Origin of the sequence: Salinivibrio sp. PR5 (assembly GCF_001996085.1) — a bacterium.
In the GTDB taxonomy this organism is placed as follows: Bacteria; Pseudomonadota; Gammaproteobacteria; order Enterobacterales; family Vibrionaceae; genus Salinivibrio; species Salinivibrio proteolyticus.
Window position 1 is genome coordinate 25742 of sequence record NZ_MUFK01000003.1, and the last position, 22103, is coordinate 47844.

The 22103-nt window shown below is 47.6% G+C and carries 20 protein-coding genes; 4 read left to right on the plus strand and 16 right to left on the minus strand.

The genetic code is table 11. From position 1 onward, the window contains the following. Positions 1-166 precede the first annotated feature (166 nt). The 3 genes from BZG82_RS02110 to BZG82_RS02120 form a co-directional block, all read right to left on the minus strand. Positions 167-1018, minus strand: a complete 852-nt coding sequence (locus tag BZG82_RS02110) for a lipase family protein (protein WP_077662535.1) — start codon at positions 1016-1018, stop codon at positions 167-169. A gap of 128 nt (positions 1019-1146) precedes the next feature. Further along, positions 1147-1650, minus strand: coding sequence for a hypothetical protein (locus BZG82_RS02115; RefSeq protein ID WP_077457878.1), 504 nt, complete (start codon positions 1648-1650; stop codon positions 1147-1149). 144 nt (positions 1651-1794) lie between these two features. Then, positions 1795-2559, minus strand: coding sequence for a substrate-binding periplasmic protein (locus BZG82_RS02120; RefSeq protein ID WP_158075970.1), 765 nt, complete (start codon positions 2557-2559; stop codon positions 1795-1797). A gap of 434 nt (positions 2560-2993) precedes the next feature. Between BZG82_RS02120 and BZG82_RS02125 the strand changes: the two genes are divergently transcribed. Beyond that, positions 2994-3659 carry a TetR/AcrR family transcriptional regulator gene (locus BZG82_RS02125; protein ID WP_077481052.1) on the plus strand — a complete coding sequence of 222 codons (666 nt, stop codon included), beginning with the start codon at positions 2994-2996 and terminating at the stop codon, positions 3657-3659. 33 nt (positions 3660-3692) lie between these two features. Here BZG82_RS02125 and BZG82_RS02130 read toward each other — a convergent pair whose 3' ends face one another. From BZG82_RS02130 to cspE, 11 genes are all read right to left on the minus strand, one after another. Next, positions 3693-4412, minus strand: a complete 720-nt coding sequence (locus BZG82_RS02130) for a YebC/PmpR family DNA-binding transcriptional regulator (RefSeq protein WP_077481050.1) — start codon at positions 4410-4412, stop codon at positions 3693-3695. Positions 4413-4564: 152 nt separating this feature from the next. Then, on the minus strand, positions 4565-6799 hold the full coding sequence (locus tag BZG82_RS02135) for a methyl-accepting chemotaxis protein (RefSeq protein WP_077765052.1): 2235 nt from the start codon (positions 6797-6799) through the stop codon (positions 4565-4567). A 193-nt stretch (positions 6800-6992) separates the two neighbouring features. Further along, positions 6993-8522 carry a bifunctional GNAT family N-acetyltransferase/carbon-nitrogen hydrolase family protein gene (locus tag BZG82_RS02140; protein ID WP_077662532.1) on the minus strand — a complete coding sequence of 510 codons (1530 nt, stop codon included), beginning with the start codon at positions 8520-8522 and terminating at the stop codon, positions 6993-6995. Positions 8523-8554: 32 nt separating this feature from the next. Beyond that, positions 8555-9817 (minus strand): GGDEF domain-containing protein, encoded by a 1263-nt coding sequence (locus BZG82_RS02145; RefSeq protein WP_077662531.1) that lies wholly within the window; start codon positions 9815-9817, stop codon positions 8555-8557. Between the two features lie 164 nt (positions 9818-9981). Beyond that, the gene (locus BZG82_RS02150; RefSeq protein ID WP_077676397.1) at positions 9982-10617 is read right to left on the minus strand and encodes a LysE family translocator; all 636 of its coding nucleotides are present in this window, start codon (positions 10615-10617) and stop codon (positions 9982-9984) included. A 211-nt stretch (positions 10618-10828) separates the two neighbouring features. Then, the gene (locus BZG82_RS02155) at positions 10829-12256 is read right to left on the minus strand and encodes an aspartate kinase (RefSeq protein ID WP_077765053.1); all 1428 of its coding nucleotides are present in this window, start codon (positions 12254-12256) and stop codon (positions 10829-10831) included. Positions 12257-12334: 78 nt separating this feature from the next. Then, positions 12335-12724, minus strand: coding sequence for an ectoine synthase (locus BZG82_RS02160; RefSeq protein ID WP_077457892.1), 390 nt, complete (start codon positions 12722-12724; stop codon positions 12335-12337). A gap of 45 nt (positions 12725-12769) precedes the next feature. Further along, positions 12770-14047: a diaminobutyrate--2-oxoglutarate transaminase gene (gene ectB / locus BZG82_RS02165; protein ID WP_077765054.1), complete on the minus strand. Its 1278-nt coding sequence runs from the start codon at positions 14045-14047 to the stop codon at positions 12770-12772. 11 nt (positions 14048-14058) lie between these two features. After that, the gene (gene ectA / locus BZG82_RS02170; RefSeq protein WP_077457896.1) at positions 14059-14616 is read right to left on the minus strand and encodes a diaminobutyrate acetyltransferase; all 558 of its coding nucleotides are present in this window, start codon (positions 14614-14616) and stop codon (positions 14059-14061) included. A 360-nt stretch (positions 14617-14976) separates the two neighbouring features. After that, a complete protein-coding gene (locus tag BZG82_RS02180; RefSeq protein ID WP_077481862.1) occupies positions 14977-15975 on the minus strand; it encodes a bacteriohemerythrin in 999 nt (332 codons plus the stop codon). Between the two features lie 165 nt (positions 15976-16140). Beyond that, on the minus strand, positions 16141-16347 hold the full coding sequence (cspE, locus tag BZG82_RS02185; protein ID WP_069589811.1) for a transcription antiterminator/RNA stability regulator CspE: 207 nt from the start codon (positions 16345-16347) through the stop codon (positions 16141-16143). Between the two features lie 549 nt (positions 16348-16896). Between cspE and BZG82_RS02190 the strand changes: the two genes are divergently transcribed. Both BZG82_RS02190 and BZG82_RS02195 read left to right on the plus strand, forming a co-directional pair. Continuing rightward, a complete protein-coding gene (locus BZG82_RS02190; RefSeq protein ID WP_069589812.1) occupies positions 16897-17844 on the plus strand; it encodes a slipin family protein in 948 nt (315 codons plus the stop codon). Between the two features lies 1 nt (position 17845). Continuing rightward, a complete protein-coding gene (locus BZG82_RS02195; RefSeq protein WP_077765056.1) occupies positions 17846-18340 on the plus strand; it encodes an NfeD family protein in 495 nt (164 codons plus the stop codon). A 337-nt stretch (positions 18341-18677) separates the two neighbouring features. Here the strand turns inward: BZG82_RS02195 and BZG82_RS16465 are convergent, their stop codons facing one another. Next, positions 18678-18851, minus strand: a complete 174-nt coding sequence (locus BZG82_RS16465) for a hypothetical protein (RefSeq protein WP_167370411.1) — start codon at positions 18849-18851, stop codon at positions 18678-18680. 268 nt (positions 18852-19119) lie between these two features. On the opposite strand from BZG82_RS16465, the gene metC reads away from it, so the two are divergent. Continuing rightward, a complete protein-coding gene (metC, locus tag BZG82_RS02205) occupies positions 19120-20316 on the plus strand; it encodes a cystathionine beta-lyase (RefSeq protein ID WP_077765057.1) in 1197 nt (398 codons plus the stop codon). Between the two features lie 49 nt (positions 20317-20365). On the opposite strand, the gene BZG82_RS02210 is transcribed toward metC, so the two are convergent. Beyond that, complete coding sequence (locus BZG82_RS02210) at positions 20366-21964, minus strand: methyl-accepting chemotaxis protein (RefSeq protein ID WP_077765058.1); 1599 nt, start codon at positions 21962-21964, stop codon at positions 20366-20368. Positions 21965-22103 lie beyond the last annotated feature (139 nt).

Here is a 22103-nt window from a genome sequence, read left to right on the forward strand (position 1 = left end):
GCCACCGGGCGCAAAGTTGGTCGAGAGTCTGGCGAGTCAATATTAAATCGAGGTGACTGTTGAGTGACAGTCTTGGGACACGAAAGTGGGCCGTTAACCCGATCACAGATTGGTTTGGATAAATGGCATTTAGTGACAACGTCACGTTTTGGCTGTCACGAAACGATCAGTGTTGATCAAAATAGTCTTTGCGTCGGATATATTTGTCCATGTAGTGATAAGCAATCGGACGGGTTAGCCAGCTGAACAAGACGCGTAGTACTCGAATGACGGAAGGTGTGTCGGTGTAGATCTTGTTCTCATGTAGCCAAAGCAGGCGCCCGACATGCCAATACAGCATGGGAATACCGGGCAAAAATGTAATGATGTCGACATCACAACAAATACGGTAGGTTTTGGTGTGAAAAGGATAATATCGCTTAAAACGCCACATACCGGCAGCCGGCTGGCCAAAGGTGACGATGCGCTTGATTGCCTGTCCCATGGAGGGATAAAGCATTGCGGCGGCAATGACGGCCATTGCGCCTCCCGATGAGTGGCCAATAAAGGAGACCTTTTTGTTGGCTTGGAGCAGCGGCGCGAGTGCTGCCTCTAGCTTATCCAGCACTGTGTTGCCGGCCAGTGAACAGGTGTCGGCAGCTTGCGCTACATCCGCAAACTGGCTTGTGGTCATGGATTGATAGCGGCGCTTGTGCTGTTGCCACGGTAAGCTTTTTTGAGTGAGGAGATAATGAAATCCCCAGTGCACAAAACACCTAACATTGCCCATTCGTATCTGCTTAGGTCCACACGCGCAATTAACCAGCCAGTCCCACGCGGTTTGTGAGCCGCGAAATACCACCACCACGTCGTCATCATCGCGCCAGAGCACGCGAATAATGCACCGTCCCCAGCGATCATAGATATCCCGTCGTCCATTTGGGCTAAATCCATAATGGGTATGATCAAAATAGCTCGGATAGGACGCGCGGCATAAAATGGCATAACGCTCGTATTGATATCGCTTTAATCGTTTCACAGTCGCCCAATTAATTGCCTATTTGGAACGAGGTTACGCAACTAAGGTGACGAAAAAACGAAACTATCGTAACGAATGGGGTGTGAGTGCGTCAGCGTGAACACACTGACGCAAGGCGCCAAGTTTAACTAGTCGTAGCTCGCGAGAAATGGCTCTAAATGGGTGTCGTAGGTCAGAGCTTGAATGGGACCTCGATGCGTGAGGATCCACTCCGCATTGGTGCAATTGCCAATACCGATAACCACTTGCACGAGTAAACGCAGGTCTTTTAGCCAACGCTGGGTTTGCTCGTGGCTCCAATCGTCACGGTAGTGAGCCATGTGATACTCCACCCACCAGTAAGCGCCTCGAATAAAGGCCTTCATGATGGATTCTGCTGCCAAGATCTGCTCCGCACTGCCCGAAAAATCAAAATCCGGAGAGATAGGATGGCCTTGTGTAAACGCGACATAGTTGCGGCAGTGCCGAAATAATGCCAATTGTAAGCCTGCCGCAGAATCATAATGGGTTAAAGGCAAAGTTGTCACTGGAAGGTGTTTGACGGACTTACGGAATAGGGCGACAGTACGTTTCCCTGGCATCAAATGCTCAATCGCGTAAAACAGGTCCAGACTAATCAGTTGGTTACTCAAGGGGCTCCTTCGCGATATCTATCCATGTTGTTGGGCACAGTCAGAAAGCTGGTCGCTTTTTCAACCAGCATCTTGAAGGACTACGAGTATACAACACCCGAGCGTGAAATGAAGTGGGAATACAGATAGATGGCGATAAACTCGTTACTCGAGTCCGTAGCTGGCTTTTAATGCCTCGACATCCTCTTTGTGATCAACCAAAAACCGATTAAATTCGGCAATCACCTCGGGATACTTGATGGTTGAAAGATGACGAGTGCCCTTGCTGTGCGGCAGAGTATCGTCAAACCGTACCGAGCCTTTTTGAAACCCCATCTGCTCGAGGTAAAATTGCGCAACAGCAACGTTTGCGTACCCGCCATCAACGCGACCGCTCACTACTTTCATCAACAGTGAGTCGTATTTGTAACTTTCATCGACCTGAATTTGACCGGCGCTGATCCGAGATTGGTAGGGATAAGGCGTAAACCCTGCCACAACACCTAGGTATTTAAGTTGGTTAAGAGACTGCCCATAGTTGTCATCAATCACCATGACGCCATCAATATAGTTGACGACAGGCTCGCTGTAGAAAATTTTCGACTTACGCTTGATTTCTGGGCTCCACTTTGGGCTATCGGGATATTTAAAATCGACGGCCCCGTCGACAAAACGATGATACAAGCGCTTTAAAGGAAGAGGCTTGTAGATAAAACGGTAATTTTGGGTTTTGGCAAACATATCGAGCAATTCCCGATTGAAGCCAGAGTAATTACGGTTTGCATAGGAAGAGTACGGATAATACTGCGAGAAGTTTTGCACGCCAATCACGTAGGTGGGATTCGCGTGTACAGGAAGTGTAGCGAGTATTGTCAGTAGTAAACACCATTGCCATTTCATTCTTACGTCACCGACTTGTTGCACTATCACTATTGTAGACCTTGGCTCCAGAAGTGTCTGTGGATGGCATCGTATTCGCGTGTATATCAAATTGTTAAATCCGATCAGCATCATCTTTCATTGCCTTAACAATCGATATGTCGCAACCTCATGTAGCGATCATTGCGGTTGTGTAATGCGTTCATCGTTCCTTTCCCTATTCTGAAAGTCTTTCTAGTCATCCTGTTATTTAGCTACAGGTTAGCCCTGTTGGCGATCAATGTGTGTTATTCCTCTCGCTAACCCGCCTTTTATCTGAGTGTTATGCGTAATGTGTCACCGAACAATGATCGTCTAGAAACGGGCTCGGAGGCTGTTTTTGATCACCTAACTGACTGATCTGTCCTTAATGCTATAACTTTCAATTACTTCCAAATTGCCCACCAAGATCTGTCGAAAAAACATTCGGTTATTGGTCACATTTTATGCAAATAAAATTGAATGAACATTCGGTATGTTTTATTTTTTCAACTAGTCTTTCATTTTTTGATCAAATAACGATGAATAAGAACGAAATTGCTTCTCAGGCGATGCGGCAAAGAATTCTCTCGACGACTTTAGAAATTGTTGGAAATGAGGGGCTTGCAGCATTAACTGCAACAAAGTTAGGTAAGAAGGCGGGGATCAGCAAAGGGGCGCTTTATCATCATTTTGATAATCTAGATGCGGTAAAACACGCTGCGGTAGATGAGTTGATTTCAATGTTTCTCGCGGTGGCAGAGCCCGCGAATTTTGATGATTTTGAGAGCTATCTAGAAGTGACGGGTGATACCTTGTATCTCACCATGAAATGCGAACCTTATGCGATGAAAGCCATGTACAGTTTCACCGCGCAAGCGTTATTTGACGATCAGTTCAGAGCGTCAATACAGCGTTTTTCTCAGCATGGACTCGCAGAGTACACTCGGGCGATAGATTACTTCTATCAAGGCAAAATTCCTCAGCACCAAATTGATACTGCAATCCGTGTTGTCGATGCCTTTTTTCTAGGGGTTGGCTTGCAAAGTTATTTATTGCAGGGGGAAGATAAGTTCCGGCAAAACTGGGCGTTGTTCTCTCAAATGCTGCTCAAGCAACTTGGTGAGAAATAAGGCGCCTTTGCAAAGGCGCCTTGAGTGAACGGCTTAAACGAGCTCAGCATTGTGATAAACGTTTTGTACGTCATCACAGTCGTTTAGCATATCGAGGAACTTTTCAAAACGTTCAACGTCATCGCCACTGACTTCTGTATTGGTCTGAGGAACAAAGGTAATCTCTTCCAAGTCCAGAGGCGTATCACCAAGGTGATCGCTGAGTGCGTTTTTCACTTTGAAAAACTCTGTATGCGGCGCAAATACGGTGATCACACCATCTTCTGCTTCAATATCGGTCACGTCGACATCTGCCATTACTAGCGCTTCGAGAACGCCTTCTTCATCGTCGCCCGCAAACTGAAATACCGCTTGATGCTCAAACATGTGTGACACGGCGCCCGGTGAGCCAATCTTGGCATCATTCTTCACAAAGCATTGGCGCACGTCCATATAGGTACGATTGTTGTTATCAGTAAGACAGTCGACGATAACGGCACAATTGCCAGGACCAAACCCTTCGTAGCGAGCTACTTCATAGTTTTCGCCGCCACCACCATTGGCTTTATCAATGGCTTTATCGATCACATGGCCAGGTACTTGGTCTTTTTTCGCTTTTTCAATCAAACGGCGCAGTGAAAGGTTGCTATCTGGATCACTACCGCCATTTTTGGCGCACACGTAAATCTCTTTACCGTACTTTGAATACACTTTGATTTTTGCGCCCTGGGTTTTGGCCATCGACGCTTTACGAACTTCAAAACTACGTCCCATTCGGAATCTCTCTTGTTACGCTTACGCAGAAATGCGGTGATTCTATCAAGATAGCCATTCTATGTGCTAGCGAATGTTGAGAGTTTGCGCGAGGTCAGGCGATTGTTTGGGAGAAGAGAGGTACTCGGCACATAAGGTGCCGAGCGTGAGCGTTAGGCAAGCTTGCCTTGACAATGAAATCTACTGGTGTGGCCTTTGAGTACTTGAGAAAGGGCACTCAAGTCTTGCGTCGCTTGCGTGATTTGGTCCATGGCTTGACGGTTTTCACCGGTCATGGTGTTAATTTCCTCGAGGTTTTGATTGATCTCCGTCGCGACCAAGGATTGCTCTTCAGAGGCACTTGCCATCTGCAGTGACATATCCGCGATCTCTTCGACGGCCATCACTGCTTGTTTTAGCGATGCAATGCTGGACTCTGCCCGTTCTGAGACATTGCCCGCAGCATCAGCACTGTCGACCATTGCTTGCGTTGTATCGCTGGAATCGCGTTGCAAGTTTTCAATCAATTGGGCAATTTCACCCGTCGCGTCTTGTGTGCTTTGCGCGAGGGTTCTCACTTCGTCGGCAACCACCGCAAATCCGCGTCCTTGCTCACCCGCGCGTGCCGCTTCAATGGCCGCATTAAGCGCGAGTAGATTCGTTTGATCGGCAATTTGTCCAATGGTTTGTAAAATGCCTGAGATGTCTTCTGCACTGCGGACTAAAGAGTCAGACTTGGTGCGCGCACTTTGTAATCGCGCGACTAAGTCACGCATAGAGTCGACGGCGAGTGAGACCTGACTGTCACCATCGTGGATCATCTCACGCGCTTTTTCTGCGGCATCGGCCGTGGAAGAGGTGCTTGATGAGATTTGATTGGCGGTCGCGGTCATCTGCTCCATCGCTGCCGCAACCTGTTCTGTGCGTGCATTTTGCGCTTCGAAGTTGGTTAAAGTCTCAACGGTTGACGCTGACAGTTGTTCTGCCGCTGCGGCTTGTTGGCTGGTAGCACCGATAATGTCACACACCATGGCGGTGAGATTTTTAGTCATTTCTCGCATTGAGCGATAAACCCCAGTCGCGTTCGGATCTTGATTAAAGGAGACGGTGAGATCGCCATCGGCAATGGTTTGCACGATTTTTTCCATTTCTTCAGGCTCCCCGCCAATCGGACGGGTAATTTTACGAGCAAAGATAATGGCAGTCGCAACGATACCCATCACGGCAATCACAAAAATGACTGCGACAGAAAGTTCGAGAGCGTTTAACGCAGCAAAGGCTTCTTTAACGTCCATTTCTGCAATGATCGCCCAGGTTAGCCCTCCAGCGGTCACCGGCGCATAGGCGGATAAAACAGGATTACCGTTATAATCGCTAATGATATCAATGCCTTTTTCGCCGTTAATCGCGCGCTGGACGGCTTGAGTATTGACTGCCCCTTCAGCGGGGTTCATAAACGAAGCGAACACGGTGCGGTGTTCTGGGTCTAGAAATGAGTTGGAGCGCATTAAGCCGTCGCTGCCCACCAGGTAGGTCTCACCGGTTTGGCCTAAGCCATCACGCTCGGTCATGATTTCGCTCAATCGATCAATGGGGAATTGGTACGCTAACACACCCAGTAACTGATTATTACGGTAGACAGGCGAGGCCATAAATCCTGCGGGTGCATTGGCGGATGCGGAGTAGGGCGAGAAATCGATAATCACGGCATCGCCATCGGCTAGCTGACGGCCTTGTTTAAATGCCTCAGCAAGCCCTGAGCGTTGAAAAGGCCCAGTAAGTAGCGAAGTACCAAAGTCGACCTCTTTTGACACGGAGTAAACCACCGTGCCTCGCTGCGCTTCAATTAAGAAAATATCGTAATAGCCAAATTTCGCTTGGACGTCTCTTAAAAAGGGGTGGATAGCTTGATGAGCGCGATCGTAAGCGGGCAATTGGCGACTGGTTTGGTAATTCCCTTTTTCGCCGACGGGACTGGGATTATTCACCAAATACGCGTTTTGCAGAGCAATAGTTTGTGGAGAAAGCTGTGCGACGAGCTCCTGTGCACTCGGTAAGCCAGTGTTGCCAGTCGCTTGTAACTTACTGGTTAGGTTCTGCTGATAATAGCGGACTAACGACGATGACACGGCGGTATCTGAGGAGGCTAAATTGGTAAAGGCCTGAGTCATGGAAGCCATGGCATCAGCGATAGAAGGGATTTCCGCAGTGGTAATGATCTGCCCTTCTGCGGTTTTAAAATAACGCTCCACCGCGGACTTTTTCACCTCTCGCAGTGCTTCTAACTGGTTAAACGTTTGGGTCTCGAGCGAGGAAGATGCCGTATTAAGCGACAGCAATGTGATCACCAACGCAGGCACGATGCCCACGCCAAGCAAGCTGACGAGCATTCTATGTTTGAGCTTCATGGCCTTTCACCTCAATGATTAATTAGCCGACTGGATAGATAAACCGAATTGGTTGCTTTTTAATCAATGGTAGTTAGTGATTGGCAGGTATGTCGTAAAAAATGGGCGGTTGCTGTATTATTTTTTGTTCATAGTGTGAGAAAGGCCAATAAATAGAAGTGATTTGCCCCGCAATTTACGGGGCAAAACGCCTTTACTCCTGACTCAGGTGATTGGCATACAGTTTTGGTCGACGATGTTTGAGGTTGGTGACTGAACCTCGCTCGTGCAGCATTTTAAGTTTGTCTAAATCGACATCCGCAAAGATCATCATCTCTGTATTGGCATTCGCTTCGGCGAGTGTTGCATCGTGGGGGAAGTAGACATCAGACGGTGAGAATACCGCTGACTCGGCATACTGAATGTCGACGTTATCCACTCTAGGGAGGTTGCCTACGCTGCCTCCAATGGCGACATAGCATTCGTTTTCAATCGCGCGCGCTTGAGCGCAGAGGCGAACGCGCAGATAGCCGTTTTTGGTGTCGGTCCAGAAGGGGACAAAGAGGATCTGCACATCTTGCTCTGCGAGGATGCGTCCCAGTTCAGGGAATTCGACATCATAACAAATGAGGATCCCCACACGCCCGGCATCGGTTTCAATCACTTTGACGGTTTCGCCGCCATCAATCACCCAGTCTCGCTGTTCATGCGGCGTGATATGTATTTTGTATTGCTCATCGATGCTGCCGTCTCGATGCATCAGGTATGACACGTTGTACAACTTTTCATCTTCTAATACCGGCATACTGCCTGCAATGATATTGATGTTGTAAGTAACGGCGAGTTGCGAGAAACGTTGCTTAATTGTCTGTGTGAATTCACTTAAAAAACGGATCGCTTCTACAGAGCCTTTTTCTGGGGCAAGCCCCATCAAAGGCGCACAGAAAAACTCAGGGAATAGGGCAAAGTCCGATTGATAATTCGATAGCGATGAGACAAAAAACTCTGCTTGATTGAGCAGGTCATCGACGGAGAGCACATGACGCATTTGCCATTGAACTACCCCAATGCGAACAATTGTCTTCTCTATATCGTGGACGGATGAGGCATCCTCTTCATAAAAGAAATTGTCCCACTCTAATAGGGTGGCGTAGCCTGCTGATTTACCATCCTCTGGAAGGTATCGGTTCATCAAACGTTTCACATCAAAATCATTTGATAGTTGAAACGACAAAATCGGATCGTGGATTTCTTTACGACGTACTTTATTGATGTATTCGGTGACGGTCAGATCATTATGCTTGTGATAACCAGGGATCCGCCCACCGGCAAGAATGGCTTTGAGATTAAGCGCTTGGCAGAGATCTTTACGTGCCTCGTAAAGCCGACGCCCCAAGCGGTGACCACGATAATCAGGGTGGACAAAAACATCGAGGCCGTAGAGCGCATCCCCTTTGGCATCATGAAATACCACCCCATCATCGGTGATGATATCCGCGTAAGTATGAGGAAGAGAAAAACGGTTATAAGCCACTTTTAGCGTGAGTGCCGCGGCGACAATCTTACCATTGTCTTCAATACAGATTTGTCCATCCGGAAACGCGGTCACCAATTGCATGATAGTGCTTTTGGGCCATGCGCCGCCAACATCGGGAAAAACGAGATCCATCAGTTCTGCAAGTGGCTGGTAATCACCTACCTCTATCACACGCAAGTTCAGCAGCGTGTCGGCATTTTCGTCCATTACATGATCTCCTTAGGATGTCTGACTCCCCATTATGTCAAAGATTGTCGTGTGAGATAACGTTTAGGGAGATCTGTGTTCGACTCTTCGCAAGGCGTTGGGGCTGTGACTCGCATGGGCGCAACACTTGAGGGTGCCGCGTGATGCTCGGTGAGTGCAAATTCAATTCGATTCCGGCCCCGTGCTTTTGCCTCATAAAGCGCGCCATCGGCACATTCGAATAGCTGATTGATTGTTAAAGGCTGATGGCGGCGATGGATGGCGACACCGATACTGACGGTAAAGCGAATGATATGTCCTTGTTCTGTCCTGACTTGGCAGGCTTCAATTTGTCGGCGAAGCTGCAATGCGATCTGCTGTACGCGTTTGACTGAATCACCATTCAATAACAGAATAAATTCTTCTCCGCCTGTTCTCGCACACAAGGCGCCTTCTTGTTGCGCGATGTGCTGTAAATGTTGGCTAAAGGCGATCAGGACTTGGTCACCGGCGAGATGGCCATAGACGTCGTTAATACTTTTAAAGTTATCCAAGTCAGCTAATAACAAGGCGTGAGCGGTATCGTCTTCAAGACGTTGGGTAGTTTGGGTCACAAAGGCACGGCGATTGGGAAGTTGAGTGAGCGTGTCTTGCAAAGCAAGTTGGCACAAGGTGTATTCGAGGCGCTCGAAGCAAAGATAAATAAAGGTCACAAATTTGACGAACTCGGCCATCAAAATCATGTAATAGATGAATATATAGCGATGGGATAAAGTGGTTTCGTTGAACGGCGTATCAAATGCAAACTGGATGCGCAGGCCATATAGAATCAGTAGGATAGAAACGATACTGGTATACAAACGATAGCCAGTGCGTGCGCGATAGTGGCTTTTGAGCAGTATACGAAGCACCATCAGGTGCATAACCGCATAGAATAGGCAATAAAAACTGATGCGTATCGCAAGGGGCGCATCATTGACAAGGAGTAATGAGTATATCCCGACAGCCATTGTGAACAGCAACCCGCCGACACGCCACCAAGGTGGCTGTTTTTCGAGTGACTGGGTCCCCCACCAGATGAAAACTTGGGCACTCATTGCCGCAGTGGCACCGAGCCAAACAAGCCCTGATATCTCTGTGCTATTGCCGAGGTTATATACGGACGTGCCTGCAGAGATCAACAAGCACGCTACGCCCCAAAGCTTAATATCTCTGTGTTGATTAAACTGCCAACCAATCAATAAAACAGCGACCGTTAGCAACCAAAATATACTGATGCAGGCTAGTGTTAGCGTGGGTAAATGAAGGTCAAACACGTACTCGAATCCATCCGATACAACAGCCTAAACTCGTGATGCTAGGCAAGGAAAGCCCGCACGTTGAAGGCGAGCTTACGTACAATATACCAGACAATGAGGGAAAGTTTTATGGCACCACGAGGGTTCGGTGGTTTTTTATTCAATGTCTTTTCGACAAACCACTAAATACTATTCTGTTGTAAAAATAGCCAAATAGCGAGAGTCGCAAAAATGATTGCCATCATTTTATGCTGGTATTGCTGAACGCTAGGACGTGTGAATAAAGCGCTACCTAGACGGCCAACTATCACGACAAGTAAGACATTGAATACCAACCCGAGAATATTGAGCAATAGGCCAAGACTCAATAACTGCATACCTGAGGATGCTTGGATTTGTTGCGAGATGAACTGAGGTAAAAACAGAACAAAAAAGAGTAGAGCCTTGGGGTTGAGTAAGTTCGTCATGACCGCACGTTTGTATAGGTGTCTGCCCATCTTTTGACGATGCGCAAGCGTCTCACTATCCGCTGGCGAAGCTCGCCATGTGTCTATGCTCATTTTAAGTAGATAAGCAGCGCCTACGTACTTTAAAACAGTGAGCGCCATAGGCGACATTGCAATCATCGCCGACACGCCAGTAGCAGCCAAGAGGGTCAGAATCAATCCGGATGTCGCATTCCCTAAACTTGCTGCAAAACCGACTCGCTTTCCATAACTAAGACTTGCACTAATGATCAGTAGCATGTCTGGACCGGGGATAAGAAGTAGTGCCACAACGGCCGTTAAATAAACAGGGAGCAAGGTTGGATCAATCATAGAATGCGCGTATCACTGACAAAATAAAACGCGGCATTTTACCCGGTTAAGCAAAAGGATCAACGGAACTTATCTATTGTGATAATCATTAGTACTAAGCTTAGTGTAAACAGGAGTGGAAAATTAATTTGATAAGAATAAAAAACGCCTCTCGAAAGAGGCGTTTAATGGTAGAAAAATTGACTGAGCAATTAATCTCTTAGCGCTGCGGTTACGCGGCTTTGATGGTCGGCTTTGGGGCCGGCTTTTCAATAAAGCATGCGTGTAGTGCGCAAATTGCCGCATGATAGAATTTATCCAACACCACGTACTGTACATCCACGTCACGCATAGAGGAGTGCGCAGCTTTTGGATTAATCTCTGCGTCCAGCAGTGCAAGCATACCTCGGCTCATGGTCTGGTTGGAATCAATACGGCTACCAATAACCGAAATTAACGCAACCATCTCGCCGGTGATCTTCGCTTTAGGATACAGCTTCTCAACGCGATTAATCACTTTGTCTTGGCTAGCGGTCTTACCATCCAAATAGTAAGTGATTGAGTTGGCGTTCATCTCTTTACTGATTAGCTGAACGTTCTCCTCACGAATGATTTCCATCACGTCATAGCTGACGCGGTCGACATGGCCAACCATTGATTGATCAAAGATATGCAGTGCTAGCACTTTATCACGACCTGCAATGATCTCGATTTCATTGTCTTTCGGGCGATATTTGTGGGAAATCACCGTACCTGGATGATCGGGTTCGAAGGTATTTTTCACCACCAGTTCGATGCCAACTGCACGCATCCCCGATGCGGCATTAGGGTGAATCGCTTCCATCCCCAAGTTGGCAAGCTGATCAGCCACGTCGTAGTTGCTCAAGCCCATCGGCTGGACGCGTTCTGGACCGACGATACGCGGGTCAGCACTACTTAAATGATACTCTTTGTGGATCACCGCGCTGCTTGCTTTGGTCAATACCGCAATACGACTGAACGTCATTTCGCTATAGCCGCGATCGTATGTTTTCATCAAACCTTCATCGCAGTATACGTAGCCGGTAACGATGGGCAGCTCATTGCTGAGATCGATATCTTCCATAGCACGCGCAATCACGGTGTTTAAATCACCTTGTGCTTCGTCGGAGTTGTCCCAGCCAGAAAGGTCAACAAACCGTGAGTTAATTCCCACGCTCTCAAGCAAAAGAGAAGAGTTGTGCGCACTGTGAGCTTCACCAATTGACGAGAGGAACTCGCGCACTTGGGGCAAATAGCTTTCTAGAGAAAACTGCCCATAGTTACAGGTTTCGAGAATACCTTCGATGCAGCTGTGCGCTTTCTCCATACGCTGACGAATGAAGTTGTCTGCACGCTCGCGGTAAACGGGGTCAGGGAACATGTTGCTGTTAATAAGCAGCATACGTTGTTCCAGCTCTTCCATAGCATCGCGCCACTTCGGGTTATTGGCGGCGAGTAGGCGATAGATACCCGGCTTGCCAGAACGCTTACACTCCAGCAGTGCATCCGTGATGCCAGCATAAGCAGAAACCACAAAAATTCGGTTATAAGGGTTAGACGGGTACAAAAAGATATTATCCATGACAGCGTCGAACGCTGACATTGATGTACCGCCGATCTTTTCAACGGTATGATTCATGTGAGCTCCTTGTGGGCTTTTATGAATTGAAGTCGTCGATTGGGTTTACAGGGGCAGCATCCCGCTGCCCCAAGACGGTTAATCGACCAGAGGGTAAACACCGTTTTCGTCATGTGTCTCTTGCCCAGTAATCGGTGGGTTAAAGACACAGGCCATGACCATATCAACACCTTTATTTGCGCGAAGCTGGTGCTCGTCATGTTTGTCAAGAATGTACAGTGTGCCAGGTTTGATTGGATACACTTTACCGTCGTCGGTCGTTTCAATCTCACCTTCACCTGACATGCAATACACAGACTCTAAGTGATTCTGGTAATGGATATGCGTGTCAGTATTGGCGTAAATGGTGGTAATGTGGAACGAAAAGCCCATGTTGTCATCGCGCAACAACATACGGACACTTTCCCAATTTTCAGCCACTACGCGGCGTTCACTGTTTTGGCATTCTTCTAATGTGCGAACAATCATGTCAATCCTTTATACGTCTGTTTGTTAATGGGTGAGCGCTTTGAATTAAGACGCTTTTTTCAATTTGTCTTTTTTGTATTGCTCAACCGACTTAACAAAAATCTGCAGGCCTTTCTCCATTTCAGCTTCGCTGACTGTCAATGGGGAGAAGAATTTGATCACTTCATCATCAGGGCCAGCTGTTTCGATGATCATACCGTGCTCGAAACAAAGGCTTGTAATGGCATCAGAGATATCACCATTTTTACATGCGATACCCTGCATCAGGCCACGACCTTTGATAGTGTCGAACAGGTCACCATTTTTCGATAAGACGTCTTTCAACACTTTATTGAGTTGATCCGCACGTGCTTGAATATGGGTTTGGAACTGATCATCTAACCAGTAAGTTTCAATCGCTTCTGCGGCTGTCACAAACGCATGGCTGTTACCACGGAATGTACCGTTATGTTCGCCAGGTGCCCATTGATCCAGCTCAGGTTTCAGTAGAACCAGTGCCATTGGTAGGCCATAACCACCAATCGACTTCGACAAGGTCACGATATCTGGGTTGATACCTGATGGCTCGAAGCTAAAGAAAGTACCAGTACGACCACAGCCAGCTTGAATATCATCGACGATCATCAAGATGCCATGCTCTTTACAGATACTTTCTAGGCGTTGTAGCCATTCATTGGAAGCTGCATTGAGACCACCTTCACCTTGAACGACTTCAAGCAGAACTGCGGCAGGCTTATCTCCACCTGTTAGGCCGCTTGATGCATCGTTTAGCATGGTTTCGAACAGTGTGAGACCGTCAACGTCGGCATAGCCATCATACGGAATACGTGTTACCGCGTTATTCACAGGCATACCGCCACCACCGCGATGGTGATGATTACCGGTCACAGCGAGTGCGCCATAGGTACAGCCGTGGAAGCCGTTCGTAAATGAAACGATGTTCGGACGACCTGTCACTTTTCGTGCCAGCTTCATCGCCGCTTCAACAGCGTTTGTACCGGTTGGACCGGTGAACTGGAGTTTGTAGTCCAAGTTACGTGGTGCCAAGATGTGCTCTTTAAATACCTCGAGAAAGCGTGCTTTTGCACCGGTGTGCATATCCAAGCCGTGGGTAATGCCATCTTTCTCGATGTACTCAATCAGCGCTTTTTTAAGCGTCGGGTTATTGTGTCCATAGTTAAGCGAACCGGCGCCAGCAAGAAAATCGAGGTAGCGCTTGCCGTCAACGCCAGTGATCCAACAGCCCTTCGCGCTTTCAAACACGACGGGGAAGTTGTTAGCGTAACATTGAACATTTGACTCCTGCGATTTAAAGATATCCATAACTCATCCTGTTATTTTTTGAGTGGAATTCGGAAAAGGTATTCGGTGTCATGTTCACCGTTAAAGTGCTCTTGTTCATCAAGGAACACTGAGCGCTGACCACCTGTACCGTAGAGGCGATCTACCTTTTTGAACAGCGCCCAAGAACCGGCGTTGTCTTCAGTGATTGTGGTTTCAATGAATCGGATGTCTTGTGACACTTTGCGCGCTAGTAACGCTTCGACCATTGATAGGGCAAGCCCTTCTCCACGTGCTTTGGGCGATACGGCTACCTGCCACACAAAAAATGTGTCTGGTTGCTCTGGACGAATGTAGCCAGAGACGAAGCCGTGAATGTCGCCGTCACGCTCTGCCACAACACAGGTCTCTTTAAAGTGCGTTGCCTGTAAGAAGTTGCAGTAGGCGGAGTTCACATCCAACGGAGGGCACTGAGTGATTAATCGATAGATGTCGCCACCATCACGAATTGATGGCTTACGAAACACAAACCGCGTGCTCGGTTTTATCTGTTTACGGTCAAGGACTTCGTTTTCAAGAACTGCCGTATCTGTCGTTTTTGATCGCCACATAATTGTTTTGTACTCTAACGAATTCGTTATACATAATAGGCGATGGATTTTGTTTATCAACCCCGGGTTGCGCTAATCGGTTTGTCACTACAGTGTAACTTTATGATATTTATGAGATTTGTTAATGTTAAATTTTTTATTAATCATAATGCTTTGATGCATAACATTTACTGGCCTAAATGTATTGACGATTCTCAATCTGGTGTGACTCATGCCACAAAGATGGGAGGAGCGGCTTGGACTTCGTCTCAGTTGGAGTTGAGTGAGGTGAAACGGTTGGCTATTAAAAATAGACACAAAATAGATTTTAATAGACAAAAAGCCTAGTCACCTTTGCTGCTTGTGAATCTAATAGGGTGACTAGGCGGATTGAGGCGACTGGCTAAGGAATTCGCGATATTGTCTGTCTTCTTTGACGACGTGGTGTACCCACCAGTAACGCAAAAACTTGAAAAAGACTGAAGGGTACAGTTCAGGATCCGCCTGGCATTGCAGTAACACATAATGTGCTTGCCGTGATAAACGTTCATGGATGGCTGCATGTTGTTTGTATTTGGGGTAGGCGAGATCGTGAAGAATGTCTTCTTCTAGCTGGAAGTGGGACACAATGTAGTCTCGAAACCGCTGGGCGAGATCATCAAAATCTCCTTTTTCACCATCGGCATGATGGTACGCGATAGCCTCATAGGTGTCATTGATGATAGCCAGTAATTGCTTGTTGCTGGCATCGAGTTCTGAGTGCCCCACAGAGTATTTGTCCTGCCAACGAATAAACTTTCTGTCTTTGCTCTTTGCTGTCGCTTGTTCAGGCGTAACAGGGGGTGCTGTTGTATCAATTGTCGGGCTTGTGTCCGAAATGTTTTCGATTTTCTCCTGCTCTTCTTCAGTGAAGACAATGGCCCCATTGTGCTCAAAATCGGTCGATTTAGCTGGATCGGCCTGATACATCTCAAAGTAGTATTTTGGTGGCTTTTTGGATTTGGTATCTTTGGCTAGCTGTTGAACGCGATTTTCGAGGTCTTGTTTTCTAACGGGTTTAACCATGAATGCGTCAACATCATAGCGGATGCATTCGCTTATCACTGATTGGGAGGCATTTGCGGTGAGAATGATGATCGGGACATCGTGCTGTAGGTGGTAGCGACCACTACGGATAAGCCTAAGCATCTCCAAACCATCGATAGGCTCCATCTGTAGGTCAGTGATAATTAAGCTAGGTTGTTCGTGAAAGGCCCTTGATATAGCTTCAGCACCATCGGCCGCCGTGATAACGGATTTGATCCCTAGCGCTTGTGCCATCAAACTTATGGTATCTCGAATCATCTCATGATCATCTACCACTAAACACCGAGATAGCATACTCCCTCCTGCCAAAGCGCTAACTGTTTTAAAAGCATAGTAAACGGCGAGTTTTGCTGCTGAGTGATTTGTAGAATTTTTTATACGTTTTTGCGGGGAGTGAGAGATTACGCATACAAAAAAAGGCGCCTTAAAGGCGCCTTTTCTTCTTAAATCTGGTTTAGCTTACAGGCGAGTTACGTTCGCTGCCTGTGGGCCTTTTTGACCTTGCTCGATATCGAACTCAACCTGTTGGCCTTCTGCTAGAGTGCGGAAGCCTTCACCAACGATGGCGCGGAAGTGAACGAATACGTCTGGACCGTTCTCTTGCTGGATAAAACCGAAACCTTTTTCTTCGTTAAACCACTTAACGGTACCATTAGCTTTAGACATGATGTCTCCTGAATATATTAACTAGGTGTAGCAGTGACGCGAGTGCCATTAATCGTTCTATGGGCAAATGTAGCGAATATCTTCAGGACAACTAACTTTCCAGCCAAACGGTAGGGTGTTTCGATGTTTCTATATTCAATTGCTGCATAAATTTCCGATTAGCGAAGCCGCTTAACAGCTCCAAGAGGACTACGCGTAATTTGCGCGTCAGTTTACTGTTGGCTGTGACGATGGTCGCCTTTCAGCTTTCAGTAACGTCAACCAACACGGTTGAACATTAGCGAGAATACACGCAAAAGAATGTGAGGTAAATCTCTTTTCGCACTTTATATCCGGTTTATTTTGAGTTAATGATTGAAAGTGAGATCAAGCGCCGAGATTTTTGTCAGAGTTAAGCAAATCAATGGCGAAAATCGCGTCCTGTATTGGGACGGATGTCAAAGATGCTATCGGGCGCTGTCTTTTTTCATCGACATTGACGTACTCTTAATGCTTTCTACGAGTAGCAGCGTGTTGCTGTTTGTCGATCCTCTACTGATAGGAACTCCAATGAACGAAATGGTCTCTCTTACTAGCGCGTTTAGCGTTTGGATTGTACTCGCAATCCTAGTGATTGTTTTCTTGCGTGGCTCGGTAAAGTTTGTTCCGCAAAACACCGCCTATGTGATTGAGCGTTTTGGTAAATATTACAAAACGATGGAAGCGGGTTTGAACTTTATTGTGCCTTTTATCGACCGTCTAGCCTATGAACGTACGCTAAAAGAGCAAGCGTTCGATGTGCCGAGTCAGTCGGCCATTACCCGAGACAACATCTCTCTAGTCGTAGATGGCGTGCTTTATATCAAAGTGCTGGATCCTTACAAAGCTTGCTACGGTGTCGATGACTATATCTACTCCGTGACCCAACTGGCGCAAACCACAATGCGTAGTGAAGTGGGTAAGATGGAACTAGATAAGACCTTCGAAGAGCGTGAAAGCCTTAATACGGCAATCGTCTCGGCGATTAACGAAGCCGCTCAGCCTTGGGGCGTACAAGTCCTTCGCTATGAAATTAAAGATATTGATCCGCCGCGTTCCGTATTGGATGCGATGGAGCGTCAAATGAAAGCCGAACGTGAAAAACGTGCGGTGATCCTTGAGTCAGAAGGGGCACGTCAGTCGGATATCAACGTTGCAGAAGGGCAAAAACAAGCACGGGTACTTGCTGCAGAAGCGGAAAAGTCTGAGCAGATCTTGAAAGCCGAAGGGGAAGCGAAAGCGATTATCGCGGTCGCGGAAGCACAAGCTGAAGCGCTTGAAATTGTCGGTTCACGAGCGATCACGGAAGAGGGCCAGAAAGCCATCCAATTAGACTTGGCAGAAAAAGCCATCAGTGCCAAAGAAGCGATCGCGAAAGAGTCTTCTGTCGTATTGCTTCCTGAGTCGGGGACCGGTGCAGCGAGTACGGTTGCTGAAGCGATGACCATCATTCAAACACTGAACAAAGTGAAAGGCTAATATGCACAACTGGTTTTCCACCCATCTAGCTGAGATGACGATGGTTATCGGGCTGTTACTGCTCGTAGTCGAAGTGTGGTTGCTTGGCTTATCAACCATCGTATTGCTGGCAACAGGGGTTGCTGCGGTGCTGGCGGGTCTTTTGGCGATGCTCGGCGTGCTGCCGGAAACTGTGACCGTGATGTTTAGCGCAACTGGGATTGGCGCTGGATTGTTAACCGCCGCGCTGTGGCAGCCGCTAAAGCGGCTGCAACGTGGTGCACGCAGCCCTGATAACAAGCACAGTGACTTTATTGGTTTGACGCTGACATTGACTGAGCCGTTAACGTCGGCACATCCAGCGACAATTAAGTATTCGGGTGTGGCGTGGCAGTTAGTGCTTAGTGGCAGCTGTCATGATGCTAGCTTGCAAGCAGGCGACAAAGTGCGAGTGGTCGGTGTTGATGTCGGTCGCTTTACGGTCGAGCCAGTCGGCGAAGCGGAGTCGAGCCACTAGGCGTTGTTTGCCATTCTGGTTTAATTGAGCCAAATAAAAAGCTCGGGCACCATGTCCCGAGCTTTTTTGCGTTATACGCGCTATGCCTAGCTAACCGAGTGCCTCGATAAGTGGAGGCGCTGTATTTAGGCTTTTTTCAGCTGTTTTTTCAGCTTTTTCAATTTGCTTTCTTGTTTAGCAACTTTTGCTTTGGTCTTTTTGATCGATTTTTTCAGATCTTTCTTTGATGCTTTAGCCATCGGTTTTCTCCTTTCGTTGTCATTGCCGGTGTTTTCGCCACCGCAATACGGCTTCAATGCCGTGGACAGGTGCCGGCAAGTTGCACCTAAAACTGTGATTATGAGCTCTTTTTTTCTTCGTGTTCTTTTAAAAATTGTTTGATAAATCGACGGATCTCTCTAGCAGCTGACGTGTCGAGATCCTCGCATTTTGACAAGAAGGCATCGCGTTGCTCACTATTAATACGAATGAGTAACTGACTGTCTTTTTTACTTTTTTCTTTTTTTGTCATCTGCATTTGCCTATCGTTTGGATATACAATGTATATACACTTTCTGCGCTTTTCCACCTGGCGTGCTTAATTTGTGATCTGTTTAGTGATCTAAATAGTTATTTTCATACAACTCGACATTGTAGCCGCGGGGTTTCGTCATCCATGCCATAAATAACAAGGAGACGTGCGATTGAATCTATTTAAATAGATGGCTAAATGGCTTTACTGCTAAAGAAATAATGCTTAGGGTAAGGTATCTATGGAGCAAATATTTGGGTAAGGAATTATGGAAAAAAAATACCTGAGCACGCAATTGATTCACGCGGGGCGCGATAAACGTTATACCCAACAAGGTGTGAACCCTGTAATCCAGCGTGCTTCCTCCATCGTTTTTGACACGCTCGCCGACAAAAAACATGCAATTGCGCATCGACACCAGCACACCTTGTTTTACGGCCGCCGTGGCACCCAGACGCATTTTGCCCTGCAAGATGCGATGACAGAGCTCGAACAAGGTGAAGGATGTGCGTTGTTTCCGTGTGGCGCTGCCGCCATTGCCAACAGTATCTTGGCATTTGTGAAAACGGGCGACCACATTCTGGTGACAGGCTCGGCTTACGAGCCCACACAAGACTTTTGCCAAACTATCCTTGCCGATATGCAGATTGAGACTGAGTTTTTCGATCCGCTTGAAGGGGGCCAAATCGCTGAGCGTATTCGGCCTAATACCCGGATTGTGTTTCTCGAGTCGCCTGGGTCGTACACCATGGAAGTCCATGATACGCCAGCCATGGTGCAAGCGATTCGCGCCAAAGCGCCAGAGGCAATCATTATGATGGATAACACCTGGGCTGCTGGCGTTTTATATCAGCCTTTAACACATGGGGTCGATATTTCGATTCAATCCGGCACCAAGTATATTATTGGCCACTCTGATCATATGCTCGGCACCGCGGTGGCAAATCGTCGCTGTTGGCCGCAGCTACGAGAACGTGCCTATTTGATGGGACAAACCATTGATGCCGAGACGGCGTATCAAGCGGCAAGAGGGTTGCGTACCCTAGGGGTGCGTCTGAAGCAACATCAACAAAGTGCTCTACAGATTGCGCAATGGCTAAAAGAGCAGCCGGAAGTCGCGCACGTCCTTCACCCCGCGTTTTCTGATTGCCTCGGACATGTCTTTTTTGAGCGAGACTTTTCTGGGAGTAATGGCTTGTTTTCGTTTGTTTTTGACCAAAGACTTACCGATGCACAGCTGGAAGCGTTCTGTGATCACTTACAGCACTTTAGCATGGCGTACTCATGGGGTGGGTTTGAGTCGTTGCTGTTGACCAATCAACCTGAACAACTCAACCGTATTCGTCCTGCCGGTAAGGTGAGTTTCAGTGGCACCTTAGTCCGTGTGCACATTGGTTTAGAAGCGGTAGAGGATTTGATCACTGACTTAGCAGCAGGCTTTGAACGCATTAAAGCGGCCCAGTAAAAGCTGATAAGCCACCTTAAGTTAATGAAGGTGGCTTTTTGATGCCGGTTTAAGTCTGAAACTGGTCGGTTAGCGTGGTGAGTGCACTCGATTGATGACTCAACTGGCCACTGACGTCGCTGGTGGTATTGATGGCTTCAGTGAGCGATTGGCTGCCTTGCTTGAGCGCACGTCGGCCAGCAGTGAGATGTTCAATTTCCTTGTGCTGTGAGGCCAATGCGGCTTCTACCTCGGCGCTCAATTGTTCTAAGCCTTGGAATGTGGCATCCATATCACTGAGAAAGCCTTGAAGACGAACGCTGGCTTGCTGGTTGGAGGCACTGGCCGTTTGTGTTTCTGTGAGCAGTGAACTGGCGGTATCAACTTGTCCTAAGAGATCGTTAATCCAATTGCGAATATCACCGGTCGATTGTGCCGTACGCTGTGACAGGCCTCGGACCTCATCGGCAACGACCGCAAACCCTCGGCCATGCTCGGCGGCACGCGCGGCCTCAATGGCTGCATTTAATGCCAGTAGGTTAGTTTGCTCCGCAATCCCTTCAATCACATCCATGACCCCTGCAATTTGCTCACTGGTTTGTTTCAGTGTTGCCATGGTTGACGATACCTTCTCCACGATACCCACACTGTGTGCGATAGCGGCGTCGGTAGCCCGCATTTGTTGCTGGATCTCGTCGTTATCGTGCGACACTTTGCTAATGTACTCGCGCGTATCATGAATGGCACTGGCAATTTCTGTGGTGGCACTTTCCATGACGCTGAGAGATTGGGCGACGTCGTCGACTTGACGACGGGTCTGCTGGTTAATCTGTGCGACTTGTTTGCTTTGGGTATCGAGCGTGTCAGATTGACCATCTAATTCGGCCGTTCGCGATTGAATGTCAGTGACAAAATGCGAGAACTTGTCGAGTAAGTTATTAGAGGCCCGCGCGACTGCACTGACCTCATCACTGTACCGATCGGTGAGGCGGGTACTCAGATCGGAGCGCTGGTCAATATCTGTTAAGGCATTAGCGATATGATCCAAGCGAACCACCACAGTTTTGCGCAACCATGTCATCAATACCAATGCCAAGAGTAAGGTAGCGCCACAACCAATATACACGGTATGCGCTTGTTGGTTTAGAAAGGTGATCAGCCCGCTTGCGGAGTGTTTCGCATGAGATTGCCTTTCGGCCAGCTTCTCGTTGATAGCGAGCAGCATAAGATCAACGGCCGGATACATATCAAAGTCGACTAACCTCCCCGCATCATAGAAGCTTTTGGCAGCGATGGTTTTTTCTAGCTGGACGAGATAGTCATCGAATGCCTGTTTATCAGCTTGATGTTTCGCGCGCCAGGTGGCGAGCGACGGAGAGCGAGAGAGTGCTTGCCAGCTTTGCTGATAGTCTTGATGAAGTTGTTCAAACTGCGGCTGAATTTCATTCCAGAACAATAACTGTGCTTTGATTTTTTGCGATAAGTTGACCAAGTTGCGGTGATCGCGTTCCAGCGCGAGCAACGCCCAGACTTCAGGCAGCTGTTGATTGACATATTCTGAAGAGGCTTGCGCAGAGCGGGATGAAATCCACAGCGATAAGCTTCCTAGCCCAATCGTGGATGCAATGAAGAGGGAAAATGCGATTAACAGTCGCTGTCGTACACTCATGTTGTTTCCTACCAACTACTCATGTTCGGATGAGGGGCAGGTTAGGCAGCGACTGTTGCAGGGGAATGACACCTGTCTCAATAGTGTGATTTGCGACTAATATCACTGTTTAGTTTGATGAACACAGCGGCTAATAAAA

Coding starts and splice junctions, on each gene's coding strand:
- BZG82_RS02125 (WP_077481052.1), top strand. CDS start 2,994: ATGCAAATAAAATTGAATGAACATTCGGTATGTTTTATTTTTTCAACT.
- BZG82_RS02130 (WP_077481050.1), bottom strand. CDS start 4,412: ATGGGACGTAGTTTTGAAGTTCGTAAAGCGTCGATGGCCAAAACCCAG.
- BZG82_RS02135 (WP_077765052.1), bottom strand. CDS start 6,799: ATGAAGCTCAAACATAGAATGCTCGTCAGCTTGCTTGGCGTGGGCATC.
- BZG82_RS02140 (WP_077662532.1), bottom strand. CDS start 8,522: ATGGACGAAAATGCCGACACGCTGCTGAACTTGCGTGTGATAGAGGTA.
- BZG82_RS02150 (WP_077676397.1), bottom strand. CDS start 10,617: ATGATTGATCCAACCTTGCTCCCTGTTTATTTAACGGCCGTTGTGGCA.
- BZG82_RS02155 (WP_077765053.1), bottom strand. CDS start 12,256: ATGAATCATACCGTTGAAAAGATCGGCGGTACATCAATGTCAGCGTTC.
- BZG82_RS02160 (WP_077457892.1), bottom strand. CDS start 12,724: ATGATTGTTCGCACATTAGAAGAATGCCAAAACAGTGAACGCCGCGTA.
- ectB (WP_077765054.1), bottom strand. CDS start 14,047: ATGGATATCTTTAAATCGCAGGAGTCAAATGTTCAATGTTACGCTAAC.
- ectA (WP_077457896.1), bottom strand. CDS start 14,616: ATGTGGCGATCAAAAACGACAGATACGGCAGTTCTTGAAAACGAAGTC.
- BZG82_RS02180 (WP_077481862.1), bottom strand. CDS start 15,975: ATGCTATCTCGGTGTTTAGTGGTAGATGATCATGAGATGATTCGAGAT.
- cspE (WP_069589811.1), bottom strand. CDS start 16,347: ATGTCTAAAGCTAATGGTACCGTTAAGTGGTTTAACGAAGAAAAAGGT.
- BZG82_RS02190 (WP_069589812.1), top strand. CDS start 16,897: ATGAACGAAATGGTCTCTCTTACTAGCGCGTTTAGCGTTTGGATTGTA.
- BZG82_RS02195 (WP_077765056.1), top strand. CDS start 17,846: ATGCACAACTGGTTTTCCACCCATCTAGCTGAGATGACGATGGTTATC.
- BZG82_RS16465 (WP_167370411.1), bottom strand. CDS start 18,851: ATGACAAAAAAAGAAAAAAGTAAAAAAGACAGTCAGTTACTCATTCGT.
- metC (WP_077765057.1), top strand. CDS start 19,120: ATGGAAAAAAAATACCTGAGCACGCAATTGATTCACGCGGGGCGCGAT.
- BZG82_RS02210 (WP_077765058.1), bottom strand. CDS start 21,964: ATGAGTGTACGACAGCGACTGTTAATCGCATTTTCCCTCTTCATTGCA.